27 protein-coding genes are annotated in these 24,233 nt (G+C 49.3%); 24 read left to right on the plus strand and 3 right to left on the minus strand.

All coding sequences use genetic code 11. From position 1 onward, the window contains the following. Positions 1-4: 4 nt before the first annotated feature. On the plus strand, positions 5-982 hold the full coding sequence (gene trpS, locus ATH33_RS05705) for a tryptophan--tRNA ligase (RefSeq protein WP_037994568.1): 978 nt from the start codon (positions 5-7) through the stop codon (positions 980-982). A 90-nt stretch (positions 983-1,072) separates the two neighbouring features. On the opposite strand, the gene rpsT is transcribed toward trpS, so the two are convergent. Then, the gene (gene rpsT / locus ATH33_RS05710; RefSeq protein WP_037994564.1) at positions 1,073-1,336 is read right to left on the minus strand and encodes a 30S ribosomal protein S20; all 264 of its coding nucleotides are present in this window, start codon (positions 1,334-1,336) and stop codon (positions 1,073-1,075) included. Positions 1,337-1,493: 157 nt separating this feature from the next. Here rpsT and gpr point away from each other — a divergent pair, with 157 nt between their 5' ends. From gpr to ATH33_RS05780, 14 genes are all read left to right on the plus strand, one after another. Further along, entirely contained in the window at positions 1,494-2,606 is a 1,113-nt protein-coding gene (gene gpr, locus ATH33_RS05715) for a GPR endopeptidase (protein ID WP_037994560.1), read from the plus strand. A gap of 202 nt (positions 2,607-2,808) precedes the next feature. Beyond that, entirely contained in the window at positions 2,809-3,948 is a 1,140-nt protein-coding gene (gene spoIIP / locus ATH33_RS05720; RefSeq protein WP_082813523.1) for a stage II sporulation protein P, read from the plus strand. Positions 3,949-3,970: 22 nt separating this feature from the next. Then, entirely contained in the window at positions 3,971-4,324 is a 354-nt protein-coding gene (locus ATH33_RS05725; RefSeq protein WP_037994558.1) for a DUF3679 domain-containing protein, read from the plus strand. Positions 4,325-4,459: 135 nt separating this feature from the next. Then, positions 4,460-6,277: a translation elongation factor 4 gene (lepA, locus tag ATH33_RS05730; RefSeq protein ID WP_062843142.1), complete on the plus strand. Its 1,818-nt coding sequence runs from the start codon at positions 4,460-4,462 to the stop codon at positions 6,275-6,277. 58 nt (positions 6,278-6,335) lie between these two features. Beyond that, on the plus strand, positions 6,336-7,487 hold the full coding sequence (gene hemW / locus ATH33_RS05735) for a radical SAM family heme chaperone HemW (protein WP_082240633.1): 1,152 nt from the start codon (positions 6,336-6,338) through the stop codon (positions 7,485-7,487). Between the two features lie 94 nt (positions 7,488-7,581). Next, positions 7,582-8,604 carry a heat-inducible transcriptional repressor HrcA gene (hrcA, locus tag ATH33_RS05740; RefSeq protein WP_037994556.1) on the plus strand — a complete coding sequence of 341 codons (1,023 nt, stop codon included), beginning with the start codon at positions 7,582-7,584 and terminating at the stop codon, positions 8,602-8,604. 87 nt (positions 8,605-8,691) lie between these two features. Next, complete coding sequence (locus tag ATH33_RS05745) at positions 8,692-10,236, plus strand: TCP-1/cpn60 chaperonin family protein (RefSeq protein WP_236533723.1); 1,545 nt, start codon at positions 8,692-8,694, stop codon at positions 10,234-10,236. Between the two features lie 13 nt (positions 10,237-10,249). Next, entirely contained in the window at positions 10,250-10,882 is a 633-nt protein-coding gene (grpE, locus tag ATH33_RS05750) for a nucleotide exchange factor GrpE (RefSeq protein WP_062843144.1), read from the plus strand. A gap of 47 nt (positions 10,883-10,929) precedes the next feature. Further along, a complete protein-coding gene (gene dnaK, locus ATH33_RS05755) occupies positions 10,930-12,780 on the plus strand; it encodes a molecular chaperone DnaK (protein WP_049720354.1) in 1,851 nt (616 codons plus the stop codon). A 125-nt stretch (positions 12,781-12,905) separates the two neighbouring features. Next, positions 12,906-14,027: a molecular chaperone DnaJ gene (gene dnaJ / locus ATH33_RS05760; protein ID WP_049720353.1), complete on the plus strand. Its 1,122-nt coding sequence runs from the start codon at positions 12,906-12,908 to the stop codon at positions 14,025-14,027. A 58-nt stretch (positions 14,028-14,085) separates the two neighbouring features. Then, positions 14,086-15,030, plus strand: coding sequence for a 50S ribosomal protein L11 methyltransferase (gene prmA / locus ATH33_RS05765; protein ID WP_121874203.1), 945 nt, complete (start codon positions 14,086-14,088; stop codon positions 15,028-15,030). 17 nt (positions 15,031-15,047) lie between these two features. Then, a complete protein-coding gene (locus tag ATH33_RS05770; protein ID WP_037994549.1) occupies positions 15,048-15,794 on the plus strand; it encodes a 16S rRNA (uracil(1498)-N(3))-methyltransferase in 747 nt (248 codons plus the stop codon). Then, a complete protein-coding gene (mtaB, locus tag ATH33_RS05775; RefSeq protein ID WP_037994545.1) occupies positions 15,791-17,137 on the plus strand; it encodes a tRNA (N(6)-L-threonylcarbamoyladenosine(37)-C(2))-methylthiotransferase MtaB in 1,347 nt (448 codons plus the stop codon). Before ATH33_RS05770 ends, mtaB begins: the two co-directional genes overlap by 4 nt. Before the next feature lie 78 nt (positions 17,138-17,215). Beyond that, the gene (locus ATH33_RS05780; RefSeq protein WP_037994539.1) at positions 17,216-17,644 is read left to right on the plus strand and encodes an NUDIX hydrolase; all 429 of its coding nucleotides are present in this window, start codon (positions 17,216-17,218) and stop codon (positions 17,642-17,644) included. Here ATH33_RS05780 and ATH33_RS05785 read toward each other — a convergent pair. Together ATH33_RS05785 and ATH33_RS05790 are read right to left on the minus strand one after the other, a co-directional pair. Then, on the minus strand, positions 17,641-18,579 hold the full coding sequence (locus tag ATH33_RS05785; RefSeq protein WP_037994536.1) for a Na/Pi cotransporter family protein: 939 nt from the start codon (positions 18,577-18,579) through the stop codon (positions 17,641-17,643). The genes ATH33_RS05780 and ATH33_RS05785 overlap by 4 nt on opposite strands. 93 nt (positions 18,580-18,672) lie before the next feature. Next, positions 18,673-19,056, minus strand: a complete 384-nt coding sequence (locus ATH33_RS05790) for a hypothetical protein (protein ID WP_037994535.1) — start codon at positions 19,054-19,056, stop codon at positions 18,673-18,675. 102 nt (positions 19,057-19,158) lie between these two features. Between ATH33_RS05790 and ATH33_RS05795 the strand changes: the two genes are divergently transcribed. The 9 genes from ATH33_RS05795 to yqfD all read left to right on the plus strand — a co-directional run bounded on the left by ATH33_RS05795 (position 19,159) and on the right by yqfD (position 24,231). Further along, entirely contained in the window at positions 19,159-19,503 is a 345-nt protein-coding gene (locus ATH33_RS05795; RefSeq protein WP_037994532.1) for a histidine triad nucleotide-binding protein, read from the plus strand. A gap of 254 nt (positions 19,504-19,757) precedes the next feature. Then, positions 19,758-19,931, plus strand: coding sequence for a 30S ribosomal protein S21 (gene rpsU, locus ATH33_RS05800; RefSeq protein ID WP_037994530.1), 174 nt, complete (start codon positions 19,758-19,760; stop codon positions 19,929-19,931). A gap of 14 nt (positions 19,932-19,945) precedes the next feature. After that, positions 19,946-20,389, plus strand: a complete 444-nt coding sequence (locus ATH33_RS05805; RefSeq protein WP_121874204.1) for a GatB/YqeY domain-containing protein — start codon at positions 19,946-19,948, stop codon at positions 20,387-20,389. Positions 20,390-20,451: 62 nt separating this feature from the next. Next, positions 20,452-21,111, plus strand: a complete 660-nt coding sequence (locus ATH33_RS05810; RefSeq protein WP_049720350.1) for an NfeD family protein — start codon at positions 20,452-20,454, stop codon at positions 21,109-21,111. 15 nt (positions 21,112-21,126) lie between these two features. After that, positions 21,127-22,116: a flotillin-like protein FloA gene (gene floA / locus ATH33_RS05815; protein ID WP_369792444.1), complete on the plus strand. Its 990-nt coding sequence runs from the start codon at positions 21,127-21,129 to the stop codon at positions 22,114-22,116. Then, complete coding sequence (locus ATH33_RS05820; protein ID WP_037994524.1) at positions 22,113-22,295, plus strand: hypothetical protein; 183 nt, start codon at positions 22,113-22,115, stop codon at positions 22,293-22,295. The genes floA and ATH33_RS05820 overlap by 4 nt, the downstream gene beginning before the upstream one ends. Positions 22,296-22,427: 132 nt before the next feature. Next, on the plus strand, positions 22,428-22,616 hold the full coding sequence (locus ATH33_RS05825) for an alpha/beta-type small acid-soluble spore protein (RefSeq protein WP_037994523.1): 189 nt from the start codon (positions 22,428-22,430) through the stop codon (positions 22,614-22,616). Positions 22,617-22,747: 131 nt separating this feature from the next. Beyond that, on the plus strand, positions 22,748-23,005 hold the full coding sequence (locus ATH33_RS05830) for a YabP/YqfC family sporulation protein (RefSeq protein WP_037994522.1): 258 nt from the start codon (positions 22,748-22,750) through the stop codon (positions 23,003-23,005). 14 nt (positions 23,006-23,019) lie between these two features. After that, on the plus strand, positions 23,020-24,231 hold the full coding sequence (gene yqfD, locus ATH33_RS05835) for a sporulation protein YqfD (RefSeq protein ID WP_037994520.1): 1,212 nt from the start codon (positions 23,020-23,022) through the stop codon (positions 24,229-24,231). The last annotated feature ends 2 nt before the right edge of the window (positions 24,232-24,233 follow it).

Below are 24,233 nucleotides of genomic sequence, written 5' to 3' on the forward strand. Positions count from 1 at the left end.
TTGGATGACGCGAGTATTGTCCGGAGTGCAACCGACGGGGATGTTGCATTTGGGAAATTATCTCGGGGCCATCAGGCAGTTTGTCGAGTTGCAAAATGAAGCGGAATGCTACTTCTGCGTTGTGAATCTGCATGCGCTCACCATTCCGAAAGATCCCAAGGAGGTTTTGGAAAGAACCAAAGATGTCGCCGCTTTGTATCTGGCGGTCGGGCTGGATCCCGAAAAAGTGACCTTGTTTGCCCAGTCACAGGTGAAAGCCCATGCGGAAGCAAACTGGCTGCTTCAATGTGTCGCCCGTGTCGGGGAATTGGACCGGATGATTCAGTTTAAAGAAAAAGGAAAAGGATCGGAATCGGCACTGGTCGGATTATACACGTATCCGGTGCTGATGGCGGCGGATATTCTGCTGTACCAGGCGGACAAGGTGCCGGTCGGGGAAGACCAAAAGCAGCATTTGGAACTGACCAGGGATTTGGCACAACGATTCAACCGGGATTATGCGGAAGTGTTCACCATTCCCGAACCGCTGATCGGAAAAGTGGGGGCCCGCATCATGGGGCTGGATCAACCAAAGAAAAAAATGAGCAAAAGTGCGGAAAGCGCAATGAATTACATTGCGATGCTGGATGATCCGAAAACCATTGAGAAAAAATTGAAACGCGCGGTGACCGATTCGGACAACCAAGTCCGTTTTGACGTGGAGAACAAGCCGGGGATCAGCAATTTGCTGTCGATTTACAGCCTGCTCTCCGGAAAGTCCATCCCGGAATTGGAGAAACAATACGAAGGGGTGGGCTATGGTAAATTTAAAAAGGATTTGCTCGAGGTGACGGTCGATCATCTCACGCCAATCCAAGAGCGGTACCGGGAAATCCGGCATACCGATTATGTGGACAAAGTATTGGATGAAGGAAAAGAAAAAGCCCGGCTCGTGGCCGAGGACACTCTGCGCAAAATGAAAGATGCGATGGGAATCTTGTGAGGCAAAAAAAGATGCCCCGGAATCTCCGGCGGCATCTTTTTTGTATAAAAAAGCGACCCGGTCAAAGGGGTCGTTTTATGGAACCGTGCATCAGGCCAAAGCGTTCAACTTTTTGGCAAGACGGGATTTTTTGCGGGCAGCTGCGTTTTTATGGATTAAACCCTTGGTTACAGCTTTGTCCAAGCTGCGGGTTGCTTGACCGAAAAGAACTTGTGCTTGTTCTTTGTCCTGATTTTCCACAGCGGTCAAAAACTTTTTCACAGCCGTACGCATTGCCGATTTTTGGGAAGCATTGCGTTTGCGGCGCTCTTCGTTGGTTTTCGCACGTTTAATTGCCGATTTGATGTTTGCCAATGAATTCACCTCCCGTACAAGGATTCCGCATCCCTAAAATGCAACATGCAATATTCTAGCATGGGAAGGGGCAAAAAGCAACAATCCCCCAAGAATAAATCCAATGACATCAAGCAAACTAAAAACAGGAGGAAGTGAATGGAAGGAGAAAAGAAACATGAATCAGGATCCATCGCAAGGTCATCAGGTTGATTTGAGCCGGTATAACATCCGGACCGATTTGGCGCGTGAATCGCATGAATTGGCAACCAAAAGAAACAGGAGCGGGAACGGTTCCATTCCGGGAGTGCGGATCGAGGAAAAGACGGAGGACGGGATCACAACCAGCTGGATTTGGATTGAAAATGACCGGGGTGCGGAAGAGATGGGAAAAGTGCCAGGCACTTATTTAACCATTGAAGCTCCGGAACTGAGATCGAGAGATTCCGTCTTCAGCCAGAAAGTGGCGGGCCATTTTGCAGAACAGTTTGCCCGGTTTTTAGATGAAGCCGGAATTGGGAAAGATGATTCCTGCCTGATTGTCGGGTTGGGTAACTGGAATGTCACGGCCGATGCATTGGGGCCCCTGGTGGTGAAGCACACCATGATTACTAGGCATTTGTTTGAGCTGGAACCGGAATCCGTTGAGGAAGGATACCGGTCGGTCAGTGCGTTGTCCCCGGGCGTGTTGGGGTTGACCGGACTGGAGACGAGCGATATTGTACGGGGAGTGGTTGACAAAGCCAAACCGGATTTTGTCATTGCTTTTGATTCGTTGGCTTCCCGGGCTTTGACCCGTGTGAATACGACCATTCAGGTGGCGGATACCGGCATCAATCCGGGATCCGGGGTGGGAAACAACCGGAAAGCGTTAACCCGGGAAACGTTGGGGGTTCCCGTGATTGCCATCGGTGTTCCCACCGTGGTGGATGCGGTGACCATTGCCTATGACACGATTGATTTTGTCATCTCCCATCTGGGAAGAGAAATTCATGGCGAAAGAAACAACCCGCTGGATCCTTACAACCGCCCGACAGTGAAGGATTTGAAAAATTATCAGCTTCCTTCCGGCACCGCGCGGGAAGTGTTGGGAATGTTCGGTCGTCTGAATGAACAGGAAAAACGCCAGCTCATTCATGAAGTTCTTTCCCCGCTGGGACAGAACCTGATCGTGACCCCAAAAGAAGTGGACTCCTTTATTGCCAATGTGGCCAAAATGATCGCCAACGGTGTCAATTGTGCCTTGCATGATGCGGTGACGATGGATAATGTGGCTTCGCACGTCAATTGAAGACGGCGTACGGGATCAAAAACGGAAGCTTGTGAGCGGAACAGGCTTCCGTTTTTATGTCCGCCTGTTTGTTGAAGGGGCGGGGTTTTGTTCCGGATTTCTATCAACCCTTCTCCTGTATTTTTTAAGTCTCATAGGTTCTACTTTTGCCGGTTTTTTCATAGCTTAGGGATGAGAGACAAGCTGGCAAAGGGTGAACCGGATGAATCATCGGTATCGAAGGTTTATGACGTTAAACTTGGCACGTCCGCGGACCAGAAGAATCTTGGTTTTTTTATTTTTGGCCATCGCGGTGTTGTTTTCATTTGCGGGAGCCTGGGTCATGGTTCAGGCTGAAAACAGCATGCAGGGTTCGGATTTTAGCCGGGTGACTTCCCGCATTTCGGCCAAAACCCTGGCCATGGTGATGGGGGAGAACATCCCGTATTTTCAGGAAGAAATCGGTTCGGCCGGATTGGACGGGATTGTGTCCCGGATGACTTTTGAACTTTTAACCAGCATGAATTTACAAGATCCCCGTACCTTTCTGGGCCGGGAATTGCCGATGTACGCACTTTTTGACAGCGAAATTGACGTGGCGAGCGCCGATGTCGATTACACATCGATTCCCATTGAATCGGCTCCTCCTCCCGAATTGGAAAAAGAGATCATCAAAGCGATGGAAAAGCCGGATCAGGACCGCGCCAGCACAACCCAAAGCGGGATCAAACAGAAAAAAGTATTGATTTACTCGACGCATTTTTGGGAGTCTTATCTTCCGGAGTTGGGAGAAAAAAATCCGCAGAAAGCATCGCATATCGAAAAAAACATCACCCTCGTTTCTCAACATCTGGCCCAAGTGCTCGAGAAGATGGGCATCGGGGCGGTCACGGCGGAACGGAAATACACTTGGGATTCGGGAGCGTACAAGCAATCGAGGAAAATGGTGCAATCCGTGATGGGGCAGCATGAAGGGATCACTTATCTGATCGATTTGCACAGGGATGCGCAACGAAGGGACAAAACCACCAAAACTTACAACGGGAAAAGCTATGCCCGGTTAGCTTTTGTCGTGGGAAAATCGAGCAAGCATTTTGAGCAAAATCTGAAGCTGGCCCGTGAGTTGCACAAAGAAATCAACAAACAATATCCCGGATTGTCACGGGCGGTGATTATTAAAGAACGGACAAATGGGAACAACGGTGAATATAACCAGTCTTTATCCCCCAATAGCATGCTTGTGGAAGTGGGAGGGGTGGATAACACCTTCGAAGAAGCATACCGGTCGGTCGAAGTGTTGGCGGAAGTGCTGGCGCAACGGATTCATGATGCCACGCCGGTGATGCGGCAAGAAGGATCTTAAAACAGTTTTGAGGTGGAGAAACATGCGGGTTTGGGTGCAGATAATCGGGCTTTTGGCCATGTTGGTTTTCGGTATTTTTATCGGGATGGATGTTGCGGAACGGAATATGCAAAAAATGCAAGGGATCGAAGGGGCGCCACGGGCCATTCAAATTACTCCACAGGAAGGGAAAATCGAAATCTCCGTCTTCGGACAAACCATCGGATCCGAAGAAGCGTCGGCGAAAGCCGGTTTAAAGAATCCGGAAAAAAGCGCTGGTCAGGAAATGAGGGAAGGAACCAATTATCTGGCTGAAACCGGAAATCAGGTCGGCACGATGATCCGTGAACTGTTGCGCGAGTTGGCCGACCGGTTGTTTGCCTGGACAAGATCATAGTTTTTTCCATCTCAAATCCGGCGGATGCATGGGGGTCGCGGTCCCATGCTTTTTTTATGTCGTTGAAACCTCCTGTGTCTGCTGATATAATTTAGGAATGCAGTCTTGCATTTTGCAGGAGGGAAAAGAACGGGAATGGAAAACAAGAATCATCAGAAACAAATACGTAATTTTTCTATCATCGCCCATATTGACCATGGAAAATCGACGTTGGCAGATCGGATTTTGGAGAAAACGGGTGCTTTGTCCGAAAGGGAAATGCAAGATCAATTCCTGGATCAGATGGATTTGGAAAGAGAACGGGGAATTACCATCAAGTTGCAGACCGTGCGTATCCCCTACAAAGCCAAGGATGGGAAAGAGTATGTGTTAAACCTGATTGATACGCCGGGACATGTTGACTTTTCCTATGAAGTTTCCCGTTCTTTGCAAGCATGTGAAGGAGCGTTGTTGGTGGTGGATGCTTCCCAGGGGGTGGAAGCGCAGACGCTGGCCAACGTTTATTTGGCTTTGGAAAACGATCTTGAAATCATTCCCGTTATCAATAAAATCGATCTACCCAGCGCGGACCCGGAGCGCGTGAAGCAGGAAATTGAAGACGTGATTGGTTTGGATGCCAGTGATGCAGTCTTGGCATCGGCGAAAGCCGGCATCGGGATTGAAGAGATTCTGGAGCAGATTGTGGAAAAGGTTCCCCCGCCGGAAGCGGATGAATCCAGTCCGCTTAGGGCGCTCATTTTTGATTCGGTTTATGATTCCTATAAAGGCGTCATTATTTATACCCGTGTTTTTGAGGGGACGATCAAAAAGGGCATGGGCATCCGGATGATGGCATCGGGAAAAACCTTTGAAGTGACCGAAGTCGGCGTTTTCACACCGCGCCCCGTGATCACCAATGAGTTGAAGGCCGGTGAAGTGGGATTTGTCTGTGCCAACATCAAAAACGTGCGCGACACCCGGGTGGGGGACACGATCACCGACCGGGACCGTCCGGCTGCAGAGCCGTTGGCCGGTTACCGGCGCATCAATCCGATGGTCTTTTGCGGGTTGTATCCGGTGGATTCGTCCGACTACGACAATTTGCGGGAAGCCCTTGAAAAGCTGGAATTGAATGATGCTTCCTTGTCTTTTGAGCCTGAGACCTCACAAGCGCTCGGATTCGGTTTCCGTTGCGGTTTTCTGGGGCTTTTGCACATGGAAATTGTCCAGGAACGGATTGAACGGGAATTTGGAATTGAATTGATCACCACCGCTCCCAGTGTGGTATACCGGATTCACAAAACCGATGGCACGATGTTGGAAATCGAAAATCCGACCTTGATGCCGCCGGTGCAGGAGATTGACCGGGTGGAAGAGCCGTATGTGAAAGCCAGCATCATGGTTCCCAATGACTATGTCGGTGCGGTGATGGAAATATGTCAAAATAAAAGAGGACAATACGTCAATATGGATTACCTGGATCAAAACCGGGTCAACCTGGTTTATGAGTTGCCTTTGGCCGAGATTGTATACGACTTTTTCGACCAATTGAAATCCAACACCAAAGGGTATGCCTCCTTTGATTATGAATTGATCGGTTACAAGGAAGCGAATCTGGTGAAACTGGACATTCTCCTCAATGGAGAGATTGTGGATGCCTTGTCGTTTATCGTCCACCGGGATCGTGCCTATCAGCGCGGCCGGGCGTTGGTGGAAAAGCTGAAAAGCCTGATTCCGCGGCAAATGTTTGAAGTGCCCGTACAGGCGGCCATCGGCAACAAGGTGATCGCAAGGGAAACCATCCGTGCCGTACGGAAAAATGTTTTGGCCAAATGCTACGGCGGCGACGTCAGCCGCAAAAGAAAGCTGCTTGAAAAGCAAAAAGAAGGAAAGAAAAGAATGAAGTCTGTGGGAAGCGTGGACGTTCCCCAGGAAGCATTCATGGCCGTGCTGAAGATTGACGAACAGAAATAAAGAGGAAAAGCCGCAGGCGGGTGCAACGCTTGCGGCTTTTATCAAGGAGGTGGGGGTTTTGCCGCCCAAATCGGTTTATGTTCATATTCCTTTTTGTACAAATAAATGTTATTACTGTGACTTTACGGCTTATGTCGTGGGCGGACAGCCGGTGGATGATTATTTGGATGCGCTGAAGCGGGAAATGGAGATGGTGACGGAAGCAGCCAAGCCGCAAGAAATTGAAACCATTTTTATCGGAGGCGGCACCCCGACCGTGTTGACTCCAAAGCAAATGGAAAAACTCCTTCGGGATTTGCGTCTTCATTTTCCGGATTGGTCCGACCAGCTTGAATTCACCGTTGAAGCCAATCCCGGCACCACCAGTCCCGAACTGCTTTCCGTCATGCGCGAAGGCGGCGTGAACCGGATCAGTTTTGGGGCGCAAACCTTCCGGCCGGATCTGTTAAAGCGAATCGGGCGCATTCACAGCGCCGGGGAAATCCGGGAAAGTGTCGACGCCGCCCGCATGGCCGGTTTTGACAACATCTCACTGGATCTGATGTTCGGCCTCCCGACGCAAACCGTCGACGATCTGAAACATACATTAAATGAAGCCATGTCACTCGATCCGGGTCATTTTTCCTGTTACAGTCTGAAAATTGAAGAGGGTACGGTGTTTTATCACTTGCACCAACGGAAGGAATTGCCGCTTCCGACGGAGGACGAAGAGTTTGAGATGTACCAATGCATCCGTTCGTTTATGCGGGAAAAGGGGTATATCCAATATGAAGTGAGCAATTTTGCCAAACCCGGAAGGGAGAGCAGGCACAATACCACGTATTGGCTGAATGAGGAATACTATGGTTTGGGAACCGGGGCGCACGGCTATGTCGGTTCCACCCGCTACGCGAACGTGACGGGGGTTCGGGCCTATATCGATCAAATCCGGCAGGGGCATTTGCCGGTGAAAGAATCGTATCAGGTCAGTCCGGAAGAAGATATGGAAAACTTCATGATCCTGGGGCTTCGCCTGTTAAAAGGGGTGAAACGATCCCGTTTTGACCGCCGGTACGGTTGCCGGCCGGAAGAAGTGTTTGATACGGTTTTGAGGAATTTGCAAAGTCAAAAATTCATCAAAATGGAGGGAGACTGGATCTCCTTGACGGAAAAAGGGCTTTTGTTTGGAAATGAGGTGTTCGCCTCATTTCTCAACGGCGTGGAATTATAGAGGCATCCGTTGACATCATTTCAGCCGTTTGGTAATTTAAAAATAGTATTTTTAGCACTCGTCCTTCAGGAGTGCTAACAAGGAGGGAAGGCAGATGTTAAGCGAGCGGCAGAAGATGATCCTTTGGGCAGTCATTGATGATTACATCTTATCGGCTGAACCGGTTGGTTCACGCACGGTTTCCAAAAAGGAAGGAATTCATTTTAGTGCCGCAACGGTTCGCAACGTCATGGCTGATCTGGAAGAGATGGGATTTTTGGAACAACCGCACACATCTGCCGGAAGAGTACCTTCACAAAAAGGGTATCGTTTTTATGTCGATCATTTGTTGAAGCCGTATATGTGGTCAAAGAAGGATTTAATGGCTTTGCATGATTATTACGTCACACGGATGGATCATGTCGAGCAAGCAATCAAACATACCAACTCGATTTTGTCACAACTGACCAATTATATGACCTTTATCTTGGGGCCGAAAATTTCGGAAAGCAGATTGAAACACCTGCAAATCGTTCCGCTGAATGACCGGACCGCAGTTTCCATATTGGTTACGGATACGGGCCATGTCTATCAACAGCACATCACCGTTCCTGAAGGGGTATCATTGTCGGAGATTGAGCGGTTGACGAATTTCCTCCGTTTCCGTTTGACCGGTTCTCCCATTTCCAAATTAAAGCGGATTGTCGTCAAAGAGCTGGCTGACGAATTGCAGAGACATGTGGACCATTTTGAAAAACTGACAGACTTGCTGGACCAAATTCTGCTGGCCCGGCCGGACGAACGCTTGTATACCAGCGGGACGACGAAGATTTTGGAACAACCTGAATTCCGCGATGTGGATAAAATGAAATCCCTGCTCGACTTCCTTGAAAATGACGATGAGATCATATCCCTTCTCCAAACTTCTTCCGAAGGGGTGCAGGTCCGCATTGGGTATGAAAACCATTTGGAAGCAGTGAGGGATTGTAGTATCATTTCCGCATCGTATATGATTAATGGGGAACCTGTTGGCACAATCGGCGTGTTGGGCCCGACCCGGATGGATTACGGGCGGGTGATCGGAATCATTCAGTTGTTGGCAAAAGATTTCTCAAGGCGTTTGGATTCGTTTTTTTGAAAATGGAGATTAATGGATTATCATGGTTTTGAGAGGGAGGGGGATCTGAATCCCCCGTCCCTGTGTATAGAAAGGGGGGAATACCCGTTGCCCGAAAACGAGTCTTTTGTCCGTAATCCGGATGCGCGGATTTCGGCGTTGGAGAGTAATGCCAAAGCCGTAAAAGAGGTGGCTTCAGCCGTATCTTCCACCCTGGGGCCCAAGGGGCTGGATACGATGCTGGTCAACTCCAAAAACGAAGTGGTGGTCACCAATGACGGCGTTACCATCCTCGAATTGATGAAGACGGAGCATCCGGCTGCGAAAATGATTGTCAACGTTGCCAAAGCACAGCAGGAGGAAATGGGGGATGGAACGACCACCGCCACGTTGCTGGCCTCCGCGCTGGTGGATGAAGGGGTTAAACAAGTGGCGCACGGGGTTCCTGTAACCAAAGTCATTGACGGGATACAAAAGGGAATCCGGTTTGCATTGCACAAAATGCAGGAAAAAGCACGTCCCATTTACGAATTAGATGATGAATGGCTGCAGCGGATTGCCTTCACCGCCTGCCGCGAGGATGAAGACATCACAATGGCGGTGACGGAAGCCGCGTATATATTGGGACGGGAAAAGTTGTTGGATAAAGGATTTAAGTTTTCATCCTGTGTAATGGCCCATCCCCGTAGCGAGACACGGGTGGTTCCGGGGGTCCTTCTCAAGCAGCCTCATATGGACAGTGAGGTGCAGCGGAAAAAAGGAGAGACGCTTGTGCTCGTTTTGGCGGATTCTCTGGAGCCGGATCAAGATCCGAAAGATTTCGCGTCGGATGATGAGAACAACAAACAAGAAAGATTAAAAGAAGAGTTTTATGTGATGTTGGAACACATCATCCATTTAAATGTGGGGCTGATTGTGGCAGGAGGTTCTGTTGATCCGTATGCAGAGAGTGTTTTTGCGGATGCAGGGATTGTCGTGGTGGAAAACGTGGCAGAGGATGATCTGAGAAAAGTCGCGGAACACACCCGCGCGAGGATTGTGAAGCGGAGTGCTTTGCGCCGCAGCTTGCCGGACGGCATGAAGCCGTTTTTGGGTGTGTGCAAAGAGGTTGCCGGCGACAACGAGCTTCAATGTGTGAGCGTGACCGGCGGTCAAGGAAAGCCGTATGCCACCATTGTTGTCGGAGCGACCACGGAAGATGTGATTAAAGAGCAGGAACGCATTGCCAAAGATGCGGCATCGGCGGTGCAGGCTGCCATCCGGGGCGGTTTTGTGCCGGGAGGAGGCGCCGTTGAGTTGTTTATTGCCCGCCATGTGGAACATTACCGGGAAACCATCCAGGGAACGGAACGGTTTGGCGTGTCTGCCGTGGCGGAAGCTCTCCAAAAGCCGATGAAACAAGTTGTGGCCAATGCAGGCTTTAATCCGTTGGAAAAGATCGAGTCCGTCAAGGTTTTTCAAGCCAAACGTCAATCCGACTCCTTGGGGGTGGATTGCGATCGTGGCACAATTGTCGATATGATTGAAATGGGTGTGGTCGATCCGTTGTTGGTGAAAGCACATGCACTGAAAACAGCCGGTGAGGTTGCGATCGCCATCTTGCGAATTCATGCCATTGTGAAAATGAAGGAAAACCCCGTTTCAAAAACTTAGGAGGATTTTTAAGATGAATCAAGAAAAAGATGAGCTCCAGCATCAACCGGAAGAAGCCCGTTTAGAGCAGGAGCAAAATCGGGAAGAAAAAGAATTACATATCCAAAAGGAACCACCGAAGGAAGAGGCAGTTTCCGAAGAAGAAAAAGACGGCGGGAAAGTGCTTGAAAAGTTGGAGGCAGAGTTGGAAGAAGCGAGACAATCTGCAGATCATTGGAAAAAACAAGCAGAAGAAAACAAAGAATTGTATTTGCGGGCGTTGGCCGATTACGAGAACTACCGCCGGCGTGCCCGCAAGGAAAAAGAGGAAGCGTTGAAATACAGTGTGGTTCCTTTTTTGGAAAATCTGTTGCCGGTCCTTGACAATTTCGAGAGGGCGCTTGATGCCGCTGACGCCAATCAGGATGTCCAGGCGCTTCAAGAAGGCATAGAAATGGTGTACCGGCAATTTTTAAATGTGTTGTCCCAAGCGGGACTCACTTTGATTGAAACTGAAGGGAAACCATTCAATCCTCATGAACACAATGCGGTGATGCAGGTTGAAGCGGATGATGTGGAATCCGGAATGGTGGTTGAGGAATTGCAACCGGGGTACCGGTATTTGGATCGCGTCATTCGTCCTTCAATCGTGAAAGTCAGTAAATAGATAACATCTATCTTCATATTTGTCACTGAAGTGGGAGGTAGCAGTTTATGGGTAAAGTGATTGGAATTGATTTGGGTACAACCAACTCATGTGTCGCGTTTATGGATGGTAAAGAAGCGGTGGTCATTGCCAATGCGGAGGGAGGGCGCACCACTCCTTCGGTTGTCGGCTTTTCGAAAACCGGGGAACGTTTGATCGGGGAAGCTGCAAAACGGCAAGCAATCACCAACCCGGACAAAACCATTGTTTCGATCAAACGTCACATGGGAACGGACTATAAAGTGGACATTGACGGAAAAAAATATACTCCGCAAGAAATCTCGGCGATGATCCTGCAAAAGCTGAAACAAGACGCTGAAAGCTACCTGGGGGAAGAAGTCACGCAAGCGGTCATTACCGTGCCGGCTTATTTTAATGACAGTCAACGTCAAGCCACCAAAGATGCGGGAAAAATTGCCGGGCTTGAAGTGCTTCGGATCATTAACGAGCCGACGGCCGCCGCGCTTGCTTATGGTTTGGACAACACCGATGATCAAAAAGTTTTGGTGTTTGACCTCGGTGGAGGAACCTTTGACGTTTCCATCTTGGAGTTAGGCGATGGGGTTTTTGAAGTTTTGGCCACCAGCGGAGACAACCAATTGGGTGGGGACGACTTCGACCAAGTGATCATGGATTATCTGATCGAAGAGTTCCAAAAAGAAAACGGAATTGATTTGCGGAAAGATCCCAATCACACCCAAGTGATGCAACGTCTGAAAAATGAAGCGGAAAAAGCGAAAAAAGACTTGTCCGGTGTGTTGACCACGACGATTTCCCTGCCGTTTTTGACCGCTGATGAAACCGGACCGAAACACTTGGAAGTCACCTTGACCAGAGCGAAATTTGAAGAGCTGAGCGCGGATTTGATTGAAAGAACGATGGTTCCGACTCGCCAAGCTTTGAATGATGCCGGATTGAAACCGGAAGACATTGACCGGGTTCTCCTGGTAGGGGGATCGACACGGATTCCGGCCGTTCAGGAAGCCATTAAAAAATTGATCGGAAAAGAACCCAGCAAAGGGGTCAATCCGGATGAAGTGGTGGCCATGGGTGCGGCCATTCAAGGCGGTGTCTTGTCCGGCGATGTGAAAGACGTTGTTCTTCTGGATGTCACCCCGCTTTCCCTTGGAATCGAAACCCTCGGTGGCGTCTTCACCAAATTGATTGAACGGAATACGACCATCCCGACGGAGAAATCTCAAATCTTCTCCACTGCCGCCGACAACCAAACCACGGTGGATATTCACGTTCTGCAAGGGGAACGGGAAATGGCAGCGGACAACAAAACATTGGGACGTTTCCAATTGACCGACATTCCGCCGGCACCTCGCGGCATCCCGCAAATCGAAGTCACCTTCAAAATTGATGCGAACGGGATTGTCAATGTATCGGCGAAAGATAAAGCAACCGGAAAAAGTCAAGCCATCACCATTCAATCTTCCAGCGGTTTGTCCGACGAAGAGATTGAACGGATGGTGAAAGATGCCGAATTGCATGCGGAAGAGGATAAAAAACGAAAAGAAAAAGTGGAGCTTCGTAACAAAGCCGACCAGCTGATTTTCACCACGGACAAAACCTTGAAAGATCTTGGCGACAAAGTGGACGCCGGAGATAAAGACAAGGCGGAAAAAGCCAAAGATGAGTTGAAAAAAGCCTTGGAAAAAGATGACGACGAAGCCATCAAAAAAGGCATTGAAGAACTGGAACAAGCCGTACAACAACTTTCCATCAAACTGTACGAACAAATGCAACAACAAAGTGCCCAACAAAGCCAAGGGGGCAGTGACAACTCCGGTCAGAAGAAAGATGACAATGTCGTGGAAGCCGAATACGAAGAAGTGAAAGAGGATGAGAAGTAAGGAGGAGCAGGAAGAGTTCTCCTCGACTGGAAAGTCAGCGTCGGGGCTCTGCCTTGAGTTGACTTTCCCTTTTTTTGTGAAAGGTCAAAACCAAATCGTTTCATCAATGAAGGGGAGGTGACCCGGTGAGCAAGCGCGATTATTATGAGGTGCTTGGCGTGAGTCGTGATGCCTCGGAAAGCGAGATACGGAAAGCCTATCGGAAATTGGCGCGTAAATACCACCCGGATGTAAACAAAGAAAAAGATGCGGAACAGAAATTTAAAGAGATTAAAGAAGCTTATGAAGTCTTGAGCGATCCGCAGAAAAAGGCACAATATGACCGCTTTGGACATGCCGATCCCAACCAGGGGTTCGGGGGGGCTGGCGGTTTTGAAGCCGATTTTGGTTTTGGAGACATTTTTGACATGTTTTTCGGCGGCGGCCGCCGCAGCACCAATCCGCATGCTCCCCGCAAAGGGGCTGATTTGGAATACCGTTTGACAGTGGAGTTTAAAGATGCGGTTTTTGGGAAAAATGTGGAAGTGGCGATTCCGCGAACCGAAACGTGTGAAAAATGTCATGGTTCCGGGGCCAAACCCGGAACCCAACCGGAAACCTGTTCCACCTGTCAAGGAACCGGTCAATCCGAAGTGGTGCAAAATACGCCTTTCGGCCGCATTGTGAACCGGCGGATTTGTCAGGTATGTAACGGATCGGGTAAAATCATCCGTGAAAAATGCAGCGGATGTTCCGGAACCGGCCAAGTGAAACGGAAAAAGAAAATCAACGTCAAAATTCCTGCCGGGATTCATGAAGGTGCCCAACTGCGCGTGAGCGGGGAGGGAGAACCCGGCCAAAACGGCGGACCGGCAGGGGACTTATACATTACCGTTTATATCAAACCGCATGAATTCTTCAAAAGAGAAGGTGACGATTTGGTCTGTGAACTGCCGATCACCTTTGGACAGGCTGCATTGGGAGATGAAGTGATCGTCCCCACCTTAAACGGCCGTGCCAAACTGAAAGTTCCTGCCGGCACACAGACCGGAACCGAGTTTCGCCTTCGCGGAAAAGGTGTTCCCCGTTTACGCGGATACGGGGAAGGGGATTTGCGCGTGAAAGTCCGTGTGGTCACACCAACCAAATTGACGGAGGAACAAAAAGAAGCCTTGCGCCATTTCAGCCATTTATGCGGCGAATATATCAAACAAGAACAAAGCACGAACTTTTTCGATAAGATGAAACAGGCATTTCGAGGCGAGTAAAGAGGGAAACGGGCAATTTCGCCCGTTTTTTCTTTGAGGTGAAGGGAGCAATGAGCGGATGGATTGGCTGGAAGTGAGTGTCCGTACAAGCCACGAGTCGGCAGAAGCCATCAGTGAATTCTTACAGGAGATGGGGGCCGACGGGGTTGCCATAGAAGATTCGAACGTCTTGAATCAGGATTTTGAAAAGCGTTATGGGGAAATCATCGAATTGACCCCGGAGGATTATCCGGAAGAGGGCGTGGTCATCAAAGCTTATTTGTCTGATTTGCAATCGGTCGATCCGGAAATCCTGAAAAAAAGAATCAAGGAGAAATTGGAATCGCTGAAGCAATACGGATTGTCCCCCGGGCAAGGGTTGGTGGGGATCCGAAGCGTGAGTGAACAGTCTTGGGAAAATGAATGGAAAACATACTACAAGCCGGTCCGGGTGACGGATACGATCACCATCAAGCCGGTGTGGGAGGATTATCAGCCGGAAAGCCCGGATGAAAAAATCGTCCGGCTGGATCCCGGAATGGCCTTTGGAACCGGGACGCATCCGACAACCAAACTGTGTATCCAGTGTTTGGAAAAATATTTGCCGCGCGATGCCAAGGTGATAGATGTGGGATGCGGAAGCGGCATTTTAAGCATTGTATCCGCCATGCTCGGTGCGAAAAACGTTTTGGCGTTGGATTATGATCCCCTGGCCGTGGAAAAGGCAAAAGAAAACATTGGTCTCAATCCAATCGAAAGCGGGATCCGGGTGGAAAAAGGCGATTTGTTAAAAGGGGTGTCCCAAACGGCGGATGTTGTCGTCGGCAATCTGTTGGCCGAATTGATTCTGCCGATGGTTCCGGATTTGCCGCGTGTCTTGGTGCCCGGCGGCATTTTTATCGGCTCGGGGATTATTGAAGAAAAAGCCGATGCAGTGGAACAGTCTCTGGTTTCGTGCGGGCTTCAAGTGCTGGAAAAGATTCATATGGATGGCTGGGTAGCCATTGTGGCAAAAAAATGGTAAAATGGCAGGAGTGTCAAATGCAAAGATATTTTGTATCCGAAGACGCATTTCAAGGTGAATTCGTTTGGTTAACAGGGGAAGAAGTGCACCACATTCGCAACGTGATGCGGTTTCAGCCCAATGATCAAATCATTGTCTGTAAAGAAGATGGAATGGATTATCTGTGCTCCATTTCGGAAATCAACCGCAACGAAATCCTTTGCGAAGTGGTGGAAAAACGGCCTTCGAAAGGAGAGCCGAAAACTAGGATTACTGTTGCCCCTTCTTTGGTGAGAAGCAATAAACTCGAATGGATCATACAAAAGGGGACCGAAATCGGTGCTGTTTCCTTTCAGCCCTTTTGTTCTGAACGTTCATTGATCCATATAGATGATAAAAAGGAAAGAAAGAAGCGGGAGCGTTGGCAACGGATTGCAAAGGAAGCGGCCGAACAGTCGCATCGCGGCAAAGTGCCGGCTGTCTTGCCTGCTTTGTCATGGAAAGAATTTCTCGCTGAGATGGAAAGGTTTCCGCTTGTTCTCATCGCGTATGAAAAAGGGGGAGTCCCCATCCGTCAAGCGATGGCCGGCTCGCAAGCGGATGAAATCATGCTTGTGACCGGACCGGAAGGCGGGTTTACTGAAGCCGAAATCGATGAGGCCAAAGCAAGGGGAGCCGTGCCGGTCACATTGGGAAACCGGATTCTCAGAGCCGAGACAGCACCGCTGGTTGCTCTTTCTTGCATATTGTTTGCAAGACATGAATTGGGAGGTGAAACACAGTGAAAACGGTGGCTTTTCATACGTTGGGTTGTAAAGTGAATGCCTATGAAACCGAAGCCATCTGGCAAATGTTTAAAAAAGCGGATTACAAACGGGTGGAATTTGAAGAGGAAGCCGATGTTTATGTGATCAACACTTGTACGGTCACCAATACGGGAGACCGGAAAAGCCGGCAAATGATCCGCCGGGCGATCCGGCGCAATCCTGACGCGGTCATCGCGGTGACCGGTTGCTATGCCCAAACCTCCCCTGCCGAAGTGGCTGCGATTCCCGGGGTGGATGTCGTGGTCGGGACACAAGGGCGCGAAAAGCTGATCGATTATGTGGAACAATACATGCGGGAACGTGAACCGATCAACGCTGTGGGGAACATCATGAAGCAACGCAAGTTTGAAGAATTGGATGTGCCCACGTTTTCGGACCAAACCCGGGCATATCTCAAAATCCAGGAAGGATGCAACAACTTTTGCACGTTCTGCATTATTCCCTGGGCGAAAGGGTTGTCCCGCAGCCGTCAGCCTGAAAATGTCCTGAAACAAGCGCGCCAGTTGGTGGATGCCGGTTATAAAGAGATTGTCCTGACCGGTATTCACACAGGTGGTTACGGGGATGACTTTGAAGATTACAAGCTGGCTGACTTGTTGTGGGATTTGGATAAAATTGAAGGGTTGAAAAGAATCCGGATCAGTTCCATTGAAGCCAGCCAGATCGATGACCGGGTGATCGAGGTGTTGAACGCATCCGAAAAAATGTGCCGCCACCTGCATATTCCGTTGCAGGCGGGAGATGACGCCGTGTTAAAACGGATGCGCCGCAAATATACGACAGAAGAATACAGGGAAAAAATCATGAAGTTGCATGAAGCCATGCCGGATGTGGCGATCACCACCGACGTGATTGTCGGCTTCCCGGGAGAAACGGAAGAACAATTTGAGCGCGGATACCGTTTTATTGAAGACTTGAAAATGTATCAGCTGCATGTCTTCCCATACTCCAAAAGAACCGGAACCCCCGCCGCCCGCATGCCGGACCAAGTGCCGGAAGAAGTGAAACACGAACGGGTCCGCAAGCTTATTGAACTGTCCAAACGGTTGACGGTGGAGTATGCCCGGCGTTTTGTGGGCGAAGTGGTGGAAGTGATTCCGGAACAACCGTTTAAAGAGGACCCGGACAGCGGGCTTTATATGGGTTATTCGGATAACTACCTGCAAGTGGTTTTCCCGGCTGATCCCGAATGGGTTGGAAAAGTTTGCCGGGTGAAAATTGATCGTGTTGATCCGGAGTATTGTTACGGCACTTTCGTGCGTGTGGTGGATGAAGTGCCCCGTCCGGCCAGGGTTGGTTGAGGTCGGGATGGAAAAAGGTTGTTAACCGGTCGGGGTTGACAACCTTTTTTCTTACCTTTTTTTAAAGGAGGAAGGAAGTTGAAAGAGATTTCTGCAGGCGGTGTTGTGTTTCGGGAAAAGCACGGAAGATACGAGATTTTGATGATTAAAGACCGTTTTGAACATTGGACGTTGCCGAAAGGAAAACAAGAGCCGGGCGAAACCGTTGAGGAAACAGCCTTGAGGGAAATCGAAGAGGAAACGGGGATCAAAGGGGAAATTCTGCGTCCCCTGGTGACCGTGCAGTATACATATGAACATCTGCAGCACGGGGAAACGGACAAGGTTGTGCACTATTTTTTGGTGAAAGCGATGGACGGAACAGAATCCCCTCAGTTGGAAGAGATAGATGATGTCACATGGCTCACGGTGAAAGAAGCGTTGTCAAGACAAGCGCTTCACGGCTATTCGAATAATCAGGAGGTCATGGATCAGGCAGTTGATTTCCTGACCAATGAGTGCGGTTAAAAGCTTGCTTTTTCGGGAACCAGACGGGTGATAAAGCGGGCGAATTGGTCGCAAAACGGAAGCACCGCGATGGAACAAATGAGATTGAACAAGGTCTGAATGTGGGCGATTTGCGTTGCCGGATCTCCGGACAAATACGGAGCCAGCCGGGCGATGACCGGTATGAACGGGGTGAACAAGATGGCGCCTGCCACATTTAAGATCAGATGGGAAAGGGCGACTTGTTTGGCGGCAGGGATGGTGCGGATGGACGCCATGAGTGCTGTGACGCAGGTGCCGATGTTGCTTCCGAACACAACGGCAATGGCAAAAGGAAGCGGAATCACCTGGGCGGCATAAAATCCCATGGCCATGGCGATGCAGGCGCTGCTGCTGTGAATCAGCGCCGTAACCAGGATGCCTGCGGCAAGACCCGAAACAATGGGGTTTCCGCCGTGATGGATGAGCCAGGAAACCCATCCTTGTTCCTTCAGGGATTCCGTGATGCTTTGCATCCATTCGATTCCCCAAAAGATGGCTCCAAATCCGAGACAGACCGAGCCGGTGTTTTTGAGGAACGGATTGGAAAGCAAAGTGAGGCCGCCGCCGATGACCAACAGCGGAATGGCAAAATCTTCGATTTTCAAGGCCAGGATTTGGGTGGTGATGGTGGTTCCCACATTGCTTCCCAGGATGATTCCCAACGATTGGGAAAAAGTGAGCATACCGGCATTGACGAAACCGATGGTCAACACCGTCACGGCACTGCTGGACTGCAAAAAAGCGGTGGTGACCGTTCCGGTCCAAAAACTGCGCACCGGTGTTTTCGTGAATCGCAGCAACACGGACTGCAAGCGGTCACGGGCCAGGTTTTCCAAGCCTGTCCGCATCTTGGAAAGTCCCCATAAAAAAATAAAAAGACCAAACCCGAACGGAACCAACAATTGAATCGGCATCGGCTTGTTTCCCTCCTTGATTTGATTTATATGTGGACATGCGGAGGGAATGACCGATAAAATAAATAAAAGCCCTGCAACAGGGCTGGCGCATTATGCTTTTCTTTCTTCCGGTGCTGTTTCAACGGACAGGTCGCCCGGCTTTTCCCGGGGATGTTTCGGGATGAACGGGGGAGCGTCAAACCCGGTGAAGTCTGGGCGGTACAATTCCGGAAAGCCGGGCAAAGCACGTGCATGTTCTGAGCGGGTTTGGACCGGTGCCAGTTCCGGTGTCCCGAAAATGGCCCAAGTGCCCGTATGGGGATCTTCCGCCATGCGCGGCGGTTTGATGGACGGCCCGTCTTCCATTTGTTCCGGCAGCGAAGCGGAATTGTTTTCCTTTTTTGACTCCGCAAAGAATTGGCTCAGTTCTTCCCGGACGATTTTCCGGATCAGTTTCCGCAGTTGCGATGCCGATGGATGATTGCGTTGTGTCATGGTTTTCACCCCTTTTTTCCTTTCAGGCTGATATAGTGTATGTCAAACGGGAAAAATGGGTGAATACATAGATTGCCCTGAAAAAGTAGGGAGGGAACTTGTATGGCGGATTGCATTTTTTGCCAAATCGTGGAAGGGAAAATGCCTTCCAAAAAAGTGTACGAAGATGAATATGTTTACGCTTTTCATGACATTTCCCCGGCTGCTCCGACGCACATTTTGGTCATTCCGAAAAAACATATTCCGACGATCATGGACTTGAAGGAAGAAGACCAGATGCTGGCAGGGAAAGTGATGGCGGCAATTCAAAAAATTGCAAAAGAGTATCATTTGGATGAAAGAGGATTTCGGATTGTAAACAATGTCGGAAAAGAAGGCGGACAAACCGTCTATCACATTCATTTCCATTTGTTGGGTGGACGGACCCTGACCTGGCCTCCGGGTTGATTTTGACAGGAACCATTCTTATAAGATATAATATAAAATGATTATTTGTGTCTCCAACGGTGGTTCTCAGACGACTGTCTTGGAACCTTATTTTGGGCATCGTTGGCTGATTTTTTGAGCAGGTGTTGTTGTGCTGACCCTCCTCTGGGGGAAGGCCGCTCTCTTGTTTTTTTGCTTGAAATGTGTGGGTCTTTTTCCTTTGTTAGGCTGCCGGCCCAAAGCGGTCTAGCTGACCCGTGGAGGGAGGGAATAGCATGGTTGAAACTCGCGTTCGCAAAAACGAATCACTCGATGCCGCTTTGCGTCGTTTCAAGCGTTCTTGCGCCAAAGACGGGATTTTGGCCGAATACAGAAGACGCGAGCGCTATGAAAAGCCGAGTGTAAAACGCAAAAAGAAGTCGGAAGCGGCACGTAGAAAGCGCCGTTAGTGAGGTGGCATTTTTTGAGTTTGACGAATCAGTTGGATCAAGAGATGAAAATGGCACTGAAAAATAAGGATAAACAAAAATTATCCACCATTCGCATGTTGAAATCAGCGATAAAAAAAGAAGAAATCGATAAAAAGCGTCCGTTAAACGACGATGAAATCATCAGTGTCATCATGCGTGAAGTAAAACAACGCAAAGATTCATTGGCTGAATACAAAGCTGCCGGACGCGATGATTTGGCAGAGAAAGAGCAAGCTGAAATTGACATCCTCTCTGCTTATTTGCCGGAACAAATGTCCGAAGAGGAATTGAAAGCCCTTGTGCAACAAGTCATTGATGAAGTGGGGGCCGGTTCCAAAGCGGACATGGGCAAAGTGATGAGTGCGATCATGCCCAAAGTGAAGGGACGGGCAGAGGGAAGATTGGTCAATCGAATGGTTCAAGAAGCACTTCAGTAATGATTGCAGCGTGTTTATCCAAACACGCTGTTTTTTGTACCGGGAGGGGAGGGCGAACCGGGATGGAACTATCGGAATTTTTGATGAATCCCGCGGTGATGATGGTTATCCTTACCATCGGGCTCGTGGGTTTGCTGGTGGAGTTGTTTTCCCCGGGAGTCGGGCTTGGAGCGTTCATCGGTTTGGCCAGTTTTGCCGTTTTTTTCGGGACTTATATTCATGCCGGAACGGCCGGTGCAACCGAACCTTTGCTTTTTATCGCCGGAATCATTCTGATCTTGTTGGAAATTTTTTTGCCGACACTGGGGATTGTTGGAACAATTGGTTTGATTTTGGTGGCGGTTTCCATTTTCAATGCCGTTCCCATATTGAGCGAGGCCATTTGGATCGTGGCCGGAGCGGTCCTGCTCACGGCGGTGATCGTGTGGATCTTGATCCGTTTTTTGGGATGGGAAGTGAAATGGAACCGAGTGGTGCTCCGATCGTCTCAATCCAATGAGGAAGGGTATACGTCTTCAAAAGACCGGAACGAATTGCTCGGGCAAGTCGGAATCACTTTGACTCCGTTGCGCCCGTCCGGTTTTGCCAAGTTTGGCGATCGGAAGGAAGATGTTGTCAGTGAAGGAGAAATTATATCAAGAGGAGAAGAGGTAAAGGTTATTCATGTTGAAGGAATGCGTGTGGTTGTGAAGCGTGTGAAGGATTTGGATTCTGACCATTAACAACAAAAAGGAGAAATGGGTATGGATTTTGGTTCGTTGTTTTCGGTTATCTTGATTATCATCGCGATTTCCCTGTTTTTTTCCTTTGTTCCGGTCATGCTGTGGATCACGGCCATGGCCTCGGGGGTTTACATCGGTTTGACCACCCTGATCGGTATGCGGTTGCGCCGGATTACTCCTGCCCGCATTGTCAATCCGTTGATCAAGGCGCGTAAAGCCGGATTGAATGTGGATATTTCCCAATTGGAAACGCATTATTTGGCAGGCGGAAACGTGGATCGTGTGGTGGATGCTTTGATTGCGGCACAACGTGCCAATATCGACCTGGTGTTTGAACGGGCGGCGGCCATTGATTTGGCTGGACGGGACGTGCTGGAAGCCGTGCAGATGAGCGTCAACCCCAAAGTGATTGAAACCCCGGAAGTTTCTGCAGTTTGTAAAGACGGAATCGAAGTCAAGGTGATTGCGCGGGTGACGGTGCGTGCCAACATCGACCGTTTGGTCGGAGGCGCCGGTGAAGAAACCATCATTGCCCGCGTGGGGGAAGGGATTGTCACCACCAACGGATCGGCGGAAAACCACAAAGAAGTATTGGAAAATCCCGACATGATCTCCAACACTGTTTTAAGCAAAGGTTTGGATGCAGGGACAGCGTTTGAAATCTTGTCCATTGACATTGCGGATGTCGATATCGGAAAAAACATCGGCGCTTCTTTGCAAATTGACCAAGCCGAAGCGGACAAGAAGATTGCCCAGGCGAAAGCCGAAGAACGGAGGGCCATGGCGGTGGCCGCGGAACAGGAAATGAAAGCACGCGTTCAAGAGATGAAAGCCAAAGTGATCGAGGCGGAGTCCCAGGTTCCATTGGCTTTGGCCGAAGCGTTGCGTTCCGGAAAAATGGGCTTTATGGATTATTACATGTTGCAAAATATTGAAGCCGACACCAAAATGCGCCGTTCCCTGCGCGGAGATGACCTCAAGGAGAATGGTGGAGATAAAGAATGATTTTTGAAGAAGTGAAGGAGAAGGTGGAAGGGAATCAGAGAGAGGAGACAAAAAATGATCCGGAGGCATCGCTTTGGCTGACCCGTTCCGAGCTTCGCCGGGGATTTTTGATGAGTGAAATTTTGGGAGCGCCCCGGGCCTTGAAACCATTTTCCTGGGTCCGGTATCGCCGCTTTTAATGCATATCAAACAAAAAGTCCGTTCCTTGCGGGGGAACGGACTTTTCTTTTTTATCCCAACCAAGGAAATAAATCTCTGTCATGGATTCAATCCGTACACTCATACTAAAAAAAACAAAGGAGGTGAAGAAGGTGGCCAACCGTTCCAACCGATTGCTCGTTCCCGGTGCCCGGCAGGTCTTAAACCAGTTCAAAGAAGAAATTGCTTCGGAATTCGGAGTGAAGTTGGGTTCTGACACGGCGGCCCGTGCCAATGGTTCCGTCGGCGGTGAGATCACGAAACGGCTCATTTCGCAAGCGCAAAAACAATTGAATGAATAAACGGGTTGACAAGCATGGGTGATTCACGGTTCCCATGCTTTTTTGGTTGGAAGGAACGAAACATAACGGAGTACATCGAAGCATAAGGATGGTACAAAAGAAGGGGCGGGTGGAGAGGAAGGCTGAAAACCATGCGCAAATGGGCTTCGGATTGGTTGGATTTACCGGTTCATGTGGCAAGTGATGCTCCGCGGATTGAGATCATCGGCTCAATGACCATGCAAGTGGAAAATTATCAGGAGATTGAGAAATTTAACGCCGATGAATTGTTGCTAAAGACAAAAACCGGAATTTTGAAGATCGAAGGAAAGCAATTAAAAATCAAAGCCATTCAGCCTGAAGTGGTATGGGTTGAAGGAAAAATTCAGGGCTTTCAATTTCAGGAATAAGAGGAGGACCCGGCGTGTCATCCAACATCTTACCATCCAATTTCAAAGGAAAAATCGAATGTATTTGCGAAGGGGAGCATTTGACTTCTTTGCTAAACCAAGCGGTTCAGCAGGGGATGGAACTGGAAAATATCGAATGGCTGGACGGGCATCGCATCCGGTTAAAAGTGCCACTGTCGGAGTTTCTCTCTTTCTACCGGATTGCGCGTAAATCACGCAACCGGGTGAGGATTGTGAAAAAAGAAGGACTTCCTTTTTTATTAAAGCGCTTGAAAAGGAGGAAGTTCTTCGTTGCGGGCTCTGTTTTGTTTTTTGTCTTGATTCTTTTGTTCACCTCGCTGGTGTGGAATGTGAAAGTGGAAGGGACGGAGAAGATTCCCGTGCAACACGTACAAGCTTTATTAAAAAAAGAAGGCGTGTATCCAGGCCAATGGAAGATGCGTTTGCCGGACCGGGAAGAAGTCCAATACCGTTTGCTGTCCCAACTGCCGCAGGCTTCCTGGGTCGGCGTCCGCGTTGAAGGGACACGGGTGGTGGTGACCGTGGTGGAAAAAAGGGAGAAGGATCCGTCCGGGGAACAAAACGGCGATGCCGGACCCGTGCATTTGGTTGCCACCAAAAACGCATTGATTTACGATCTGAAAGTGGAACGGGGCAATCCGATGGTCGAGGTGAATGATGTCGTCAAAGAAGGCCAAATTTTGGTATCGGGAATTTACGGGGACTTAAATGATTCAAAATCGAAAAAAATAGTGGGTGCAAAGGGAAAAGTATGGGGAGAGGTTTGGTATGAGTCCAGTGTCGAGATTCCGCTCGAACGAAAAAGAAAAGTGTATACGGGACGACGCGAAAAACATGTTTATCCTTATCTGTTTTCCCATGTGATGAAAAATCCTTTTCACAGAAAACCGCCGTATAAATCAACCGAGGTAATGGATCATTTTCACTTTCTGAAGTTGGGCCGGTGGGAACTTCCTGTTGGCTGGGTGGAACGGGAAGAGTTGGAAATGGAGTGGATGAAAGAACGGTTGTCGGTTGATGAAGCCGTTCAGGAAGGACTGGTTCACGCCAAGGAGGATTTACTTAAAAAAACCGGATCGGACGGGCGGATTTTGGGGCAAAAAGTTTTGCAGAAGCGCCAAGAGAATGGTAAAGTTTATTTGAAAGTACACTTTGATGTGATTGAAAATATCGCTAAAATCCAACCGATTCTGCAAGGAGAATGAGC

Source organism: Thermoactinomyces vulgaris, assembly GCF_003688725.1.
GTDB classification, from domain to species: Bacteria; Bacillota; Bacilli; order Thermoactinomycetales; family Thermoactinomycetaceae; genus Thermoactinomyces; species Thermoactinomyces vulgaris.

Bases quoted from the DNA above. Each gene is read 5' to 3' on its own strand.
- trpS (WP_037994568.1), top strand. From the start codon at position 5: ATGACGCGAGTATTGTCCGGAGTGCAACCGACGGGGATGTTGCATTTG.
- gpr (WP_037994560.1), top strand. From the start codon at position 1,494: ATGAATCAGGATCCATCGCAAGGTCATCAGGTTGATTTGAGCCGGTAT.
- spoIIP (WP_082813523.1), top strand. From the start codon at position 2,809: ATGAATCATCGGTATCGAAGGTTTATGACGTTAAACTTGGCACGTCCG.
- ATH33_RS05725 (WP_037994558.1), top strand. From the start codon at position 3,971: ATGCGGGTTTGGGTGCAGATAATCGGGCTTTTGGCCATGTTGGTTTTC.
- lepA (WP_062843142.1), top strand. From the start codon at position 4,460: ATGGAAAACAAGAATCATCAGAAACAAATACGTAATTTTTCTATCATC.
- hrcA (WP_037994556.1), top strand. From the start codon at position 7,582: ATGTTAAGCGAGCGGCAGAAGATGATCCTTTGGGCAGTCATTGATGAT.
- grpE (WP_062843144.1), top strand. From the start codon at position 10,250: ATGAATCAAGAAAAAGATGAGCTCCAGCATCAACCGGAAGAAGCCCGT.
- dnaK (WP_049720354.1), top strand. From the start codon at position 10,930: ATGGGTAAAGTGATTGGAATTGATTTGGGTACAACCAACTCATGTGTC.
- prmA (WP_121874203.1), top strand. From the start codon at position 14,086: ATGGATTGGCTGGAAGTGAGTGTCCGTACAAGCCACGAGTCGGCAGAA.
- ATH33_RS05770 (WP_037994549.1), top strand. From the start codon at position 15,048: ATGCAAAGATATTTTGTATCCGAAGACGCATTTCAAGGTGAATTCGTT.
- ATH33_RS05785 (WP_037994536.1), bottom strand. From the start codon at position 18,579: ATGCCGATTCAATTGTTGGTTCCGTTCGGGTTTGGTCTTTTTATTTTT.
- ATH33_RS05790 (WP_037994535.1), bottom strand. From the start codon at position 19,056: ATGACACAACGCAATCATCCATCGGCATCGCAACTGCGGAAACTGATC.
- ATH33_RS05795 (WP_037994532.1), top strand. From the start codon at position 19,159: ATGGCGGATTGCATTTTTTGCCAAATCGTGGAAGGGAAAATGCCTTCC.
- rpsU (WP_037994530.1), top strand. From the start codon at position 19,758: ATGGTTGAAACTCGCGTTCGCAAAAACGAATCACTCGATGCCGCTTTG.
- ATH33_RS05810 (WP_049720350.1), top strand. From the start codon at position 20,452: ATGGAACTATCGGAATTTTTGATGAATCCCGCGGTGATGATGGTTATC.
- floA (WP_369792444.1), top strand. From the start codon at position 21,127: ATGGGTATGGATTTTGGTTCGTTGTTTTCGGTTATCTTGATTATCATC.
- ATH33_RS05820 (WP_037994524.1), top strand. From the start codon at position 22,113: ATGATTTTTGAAGAAGTGAAGGAGAAGGTGGAAGGGAATCAGAGAGAG.
- ATH33_RS05830 (WP_037994522.1), top strand. From the start codon at position 22,748: ATGCGCAAATGGGCTTCGGATTGGTTGGATTTACCGGTTCATGTGGCA.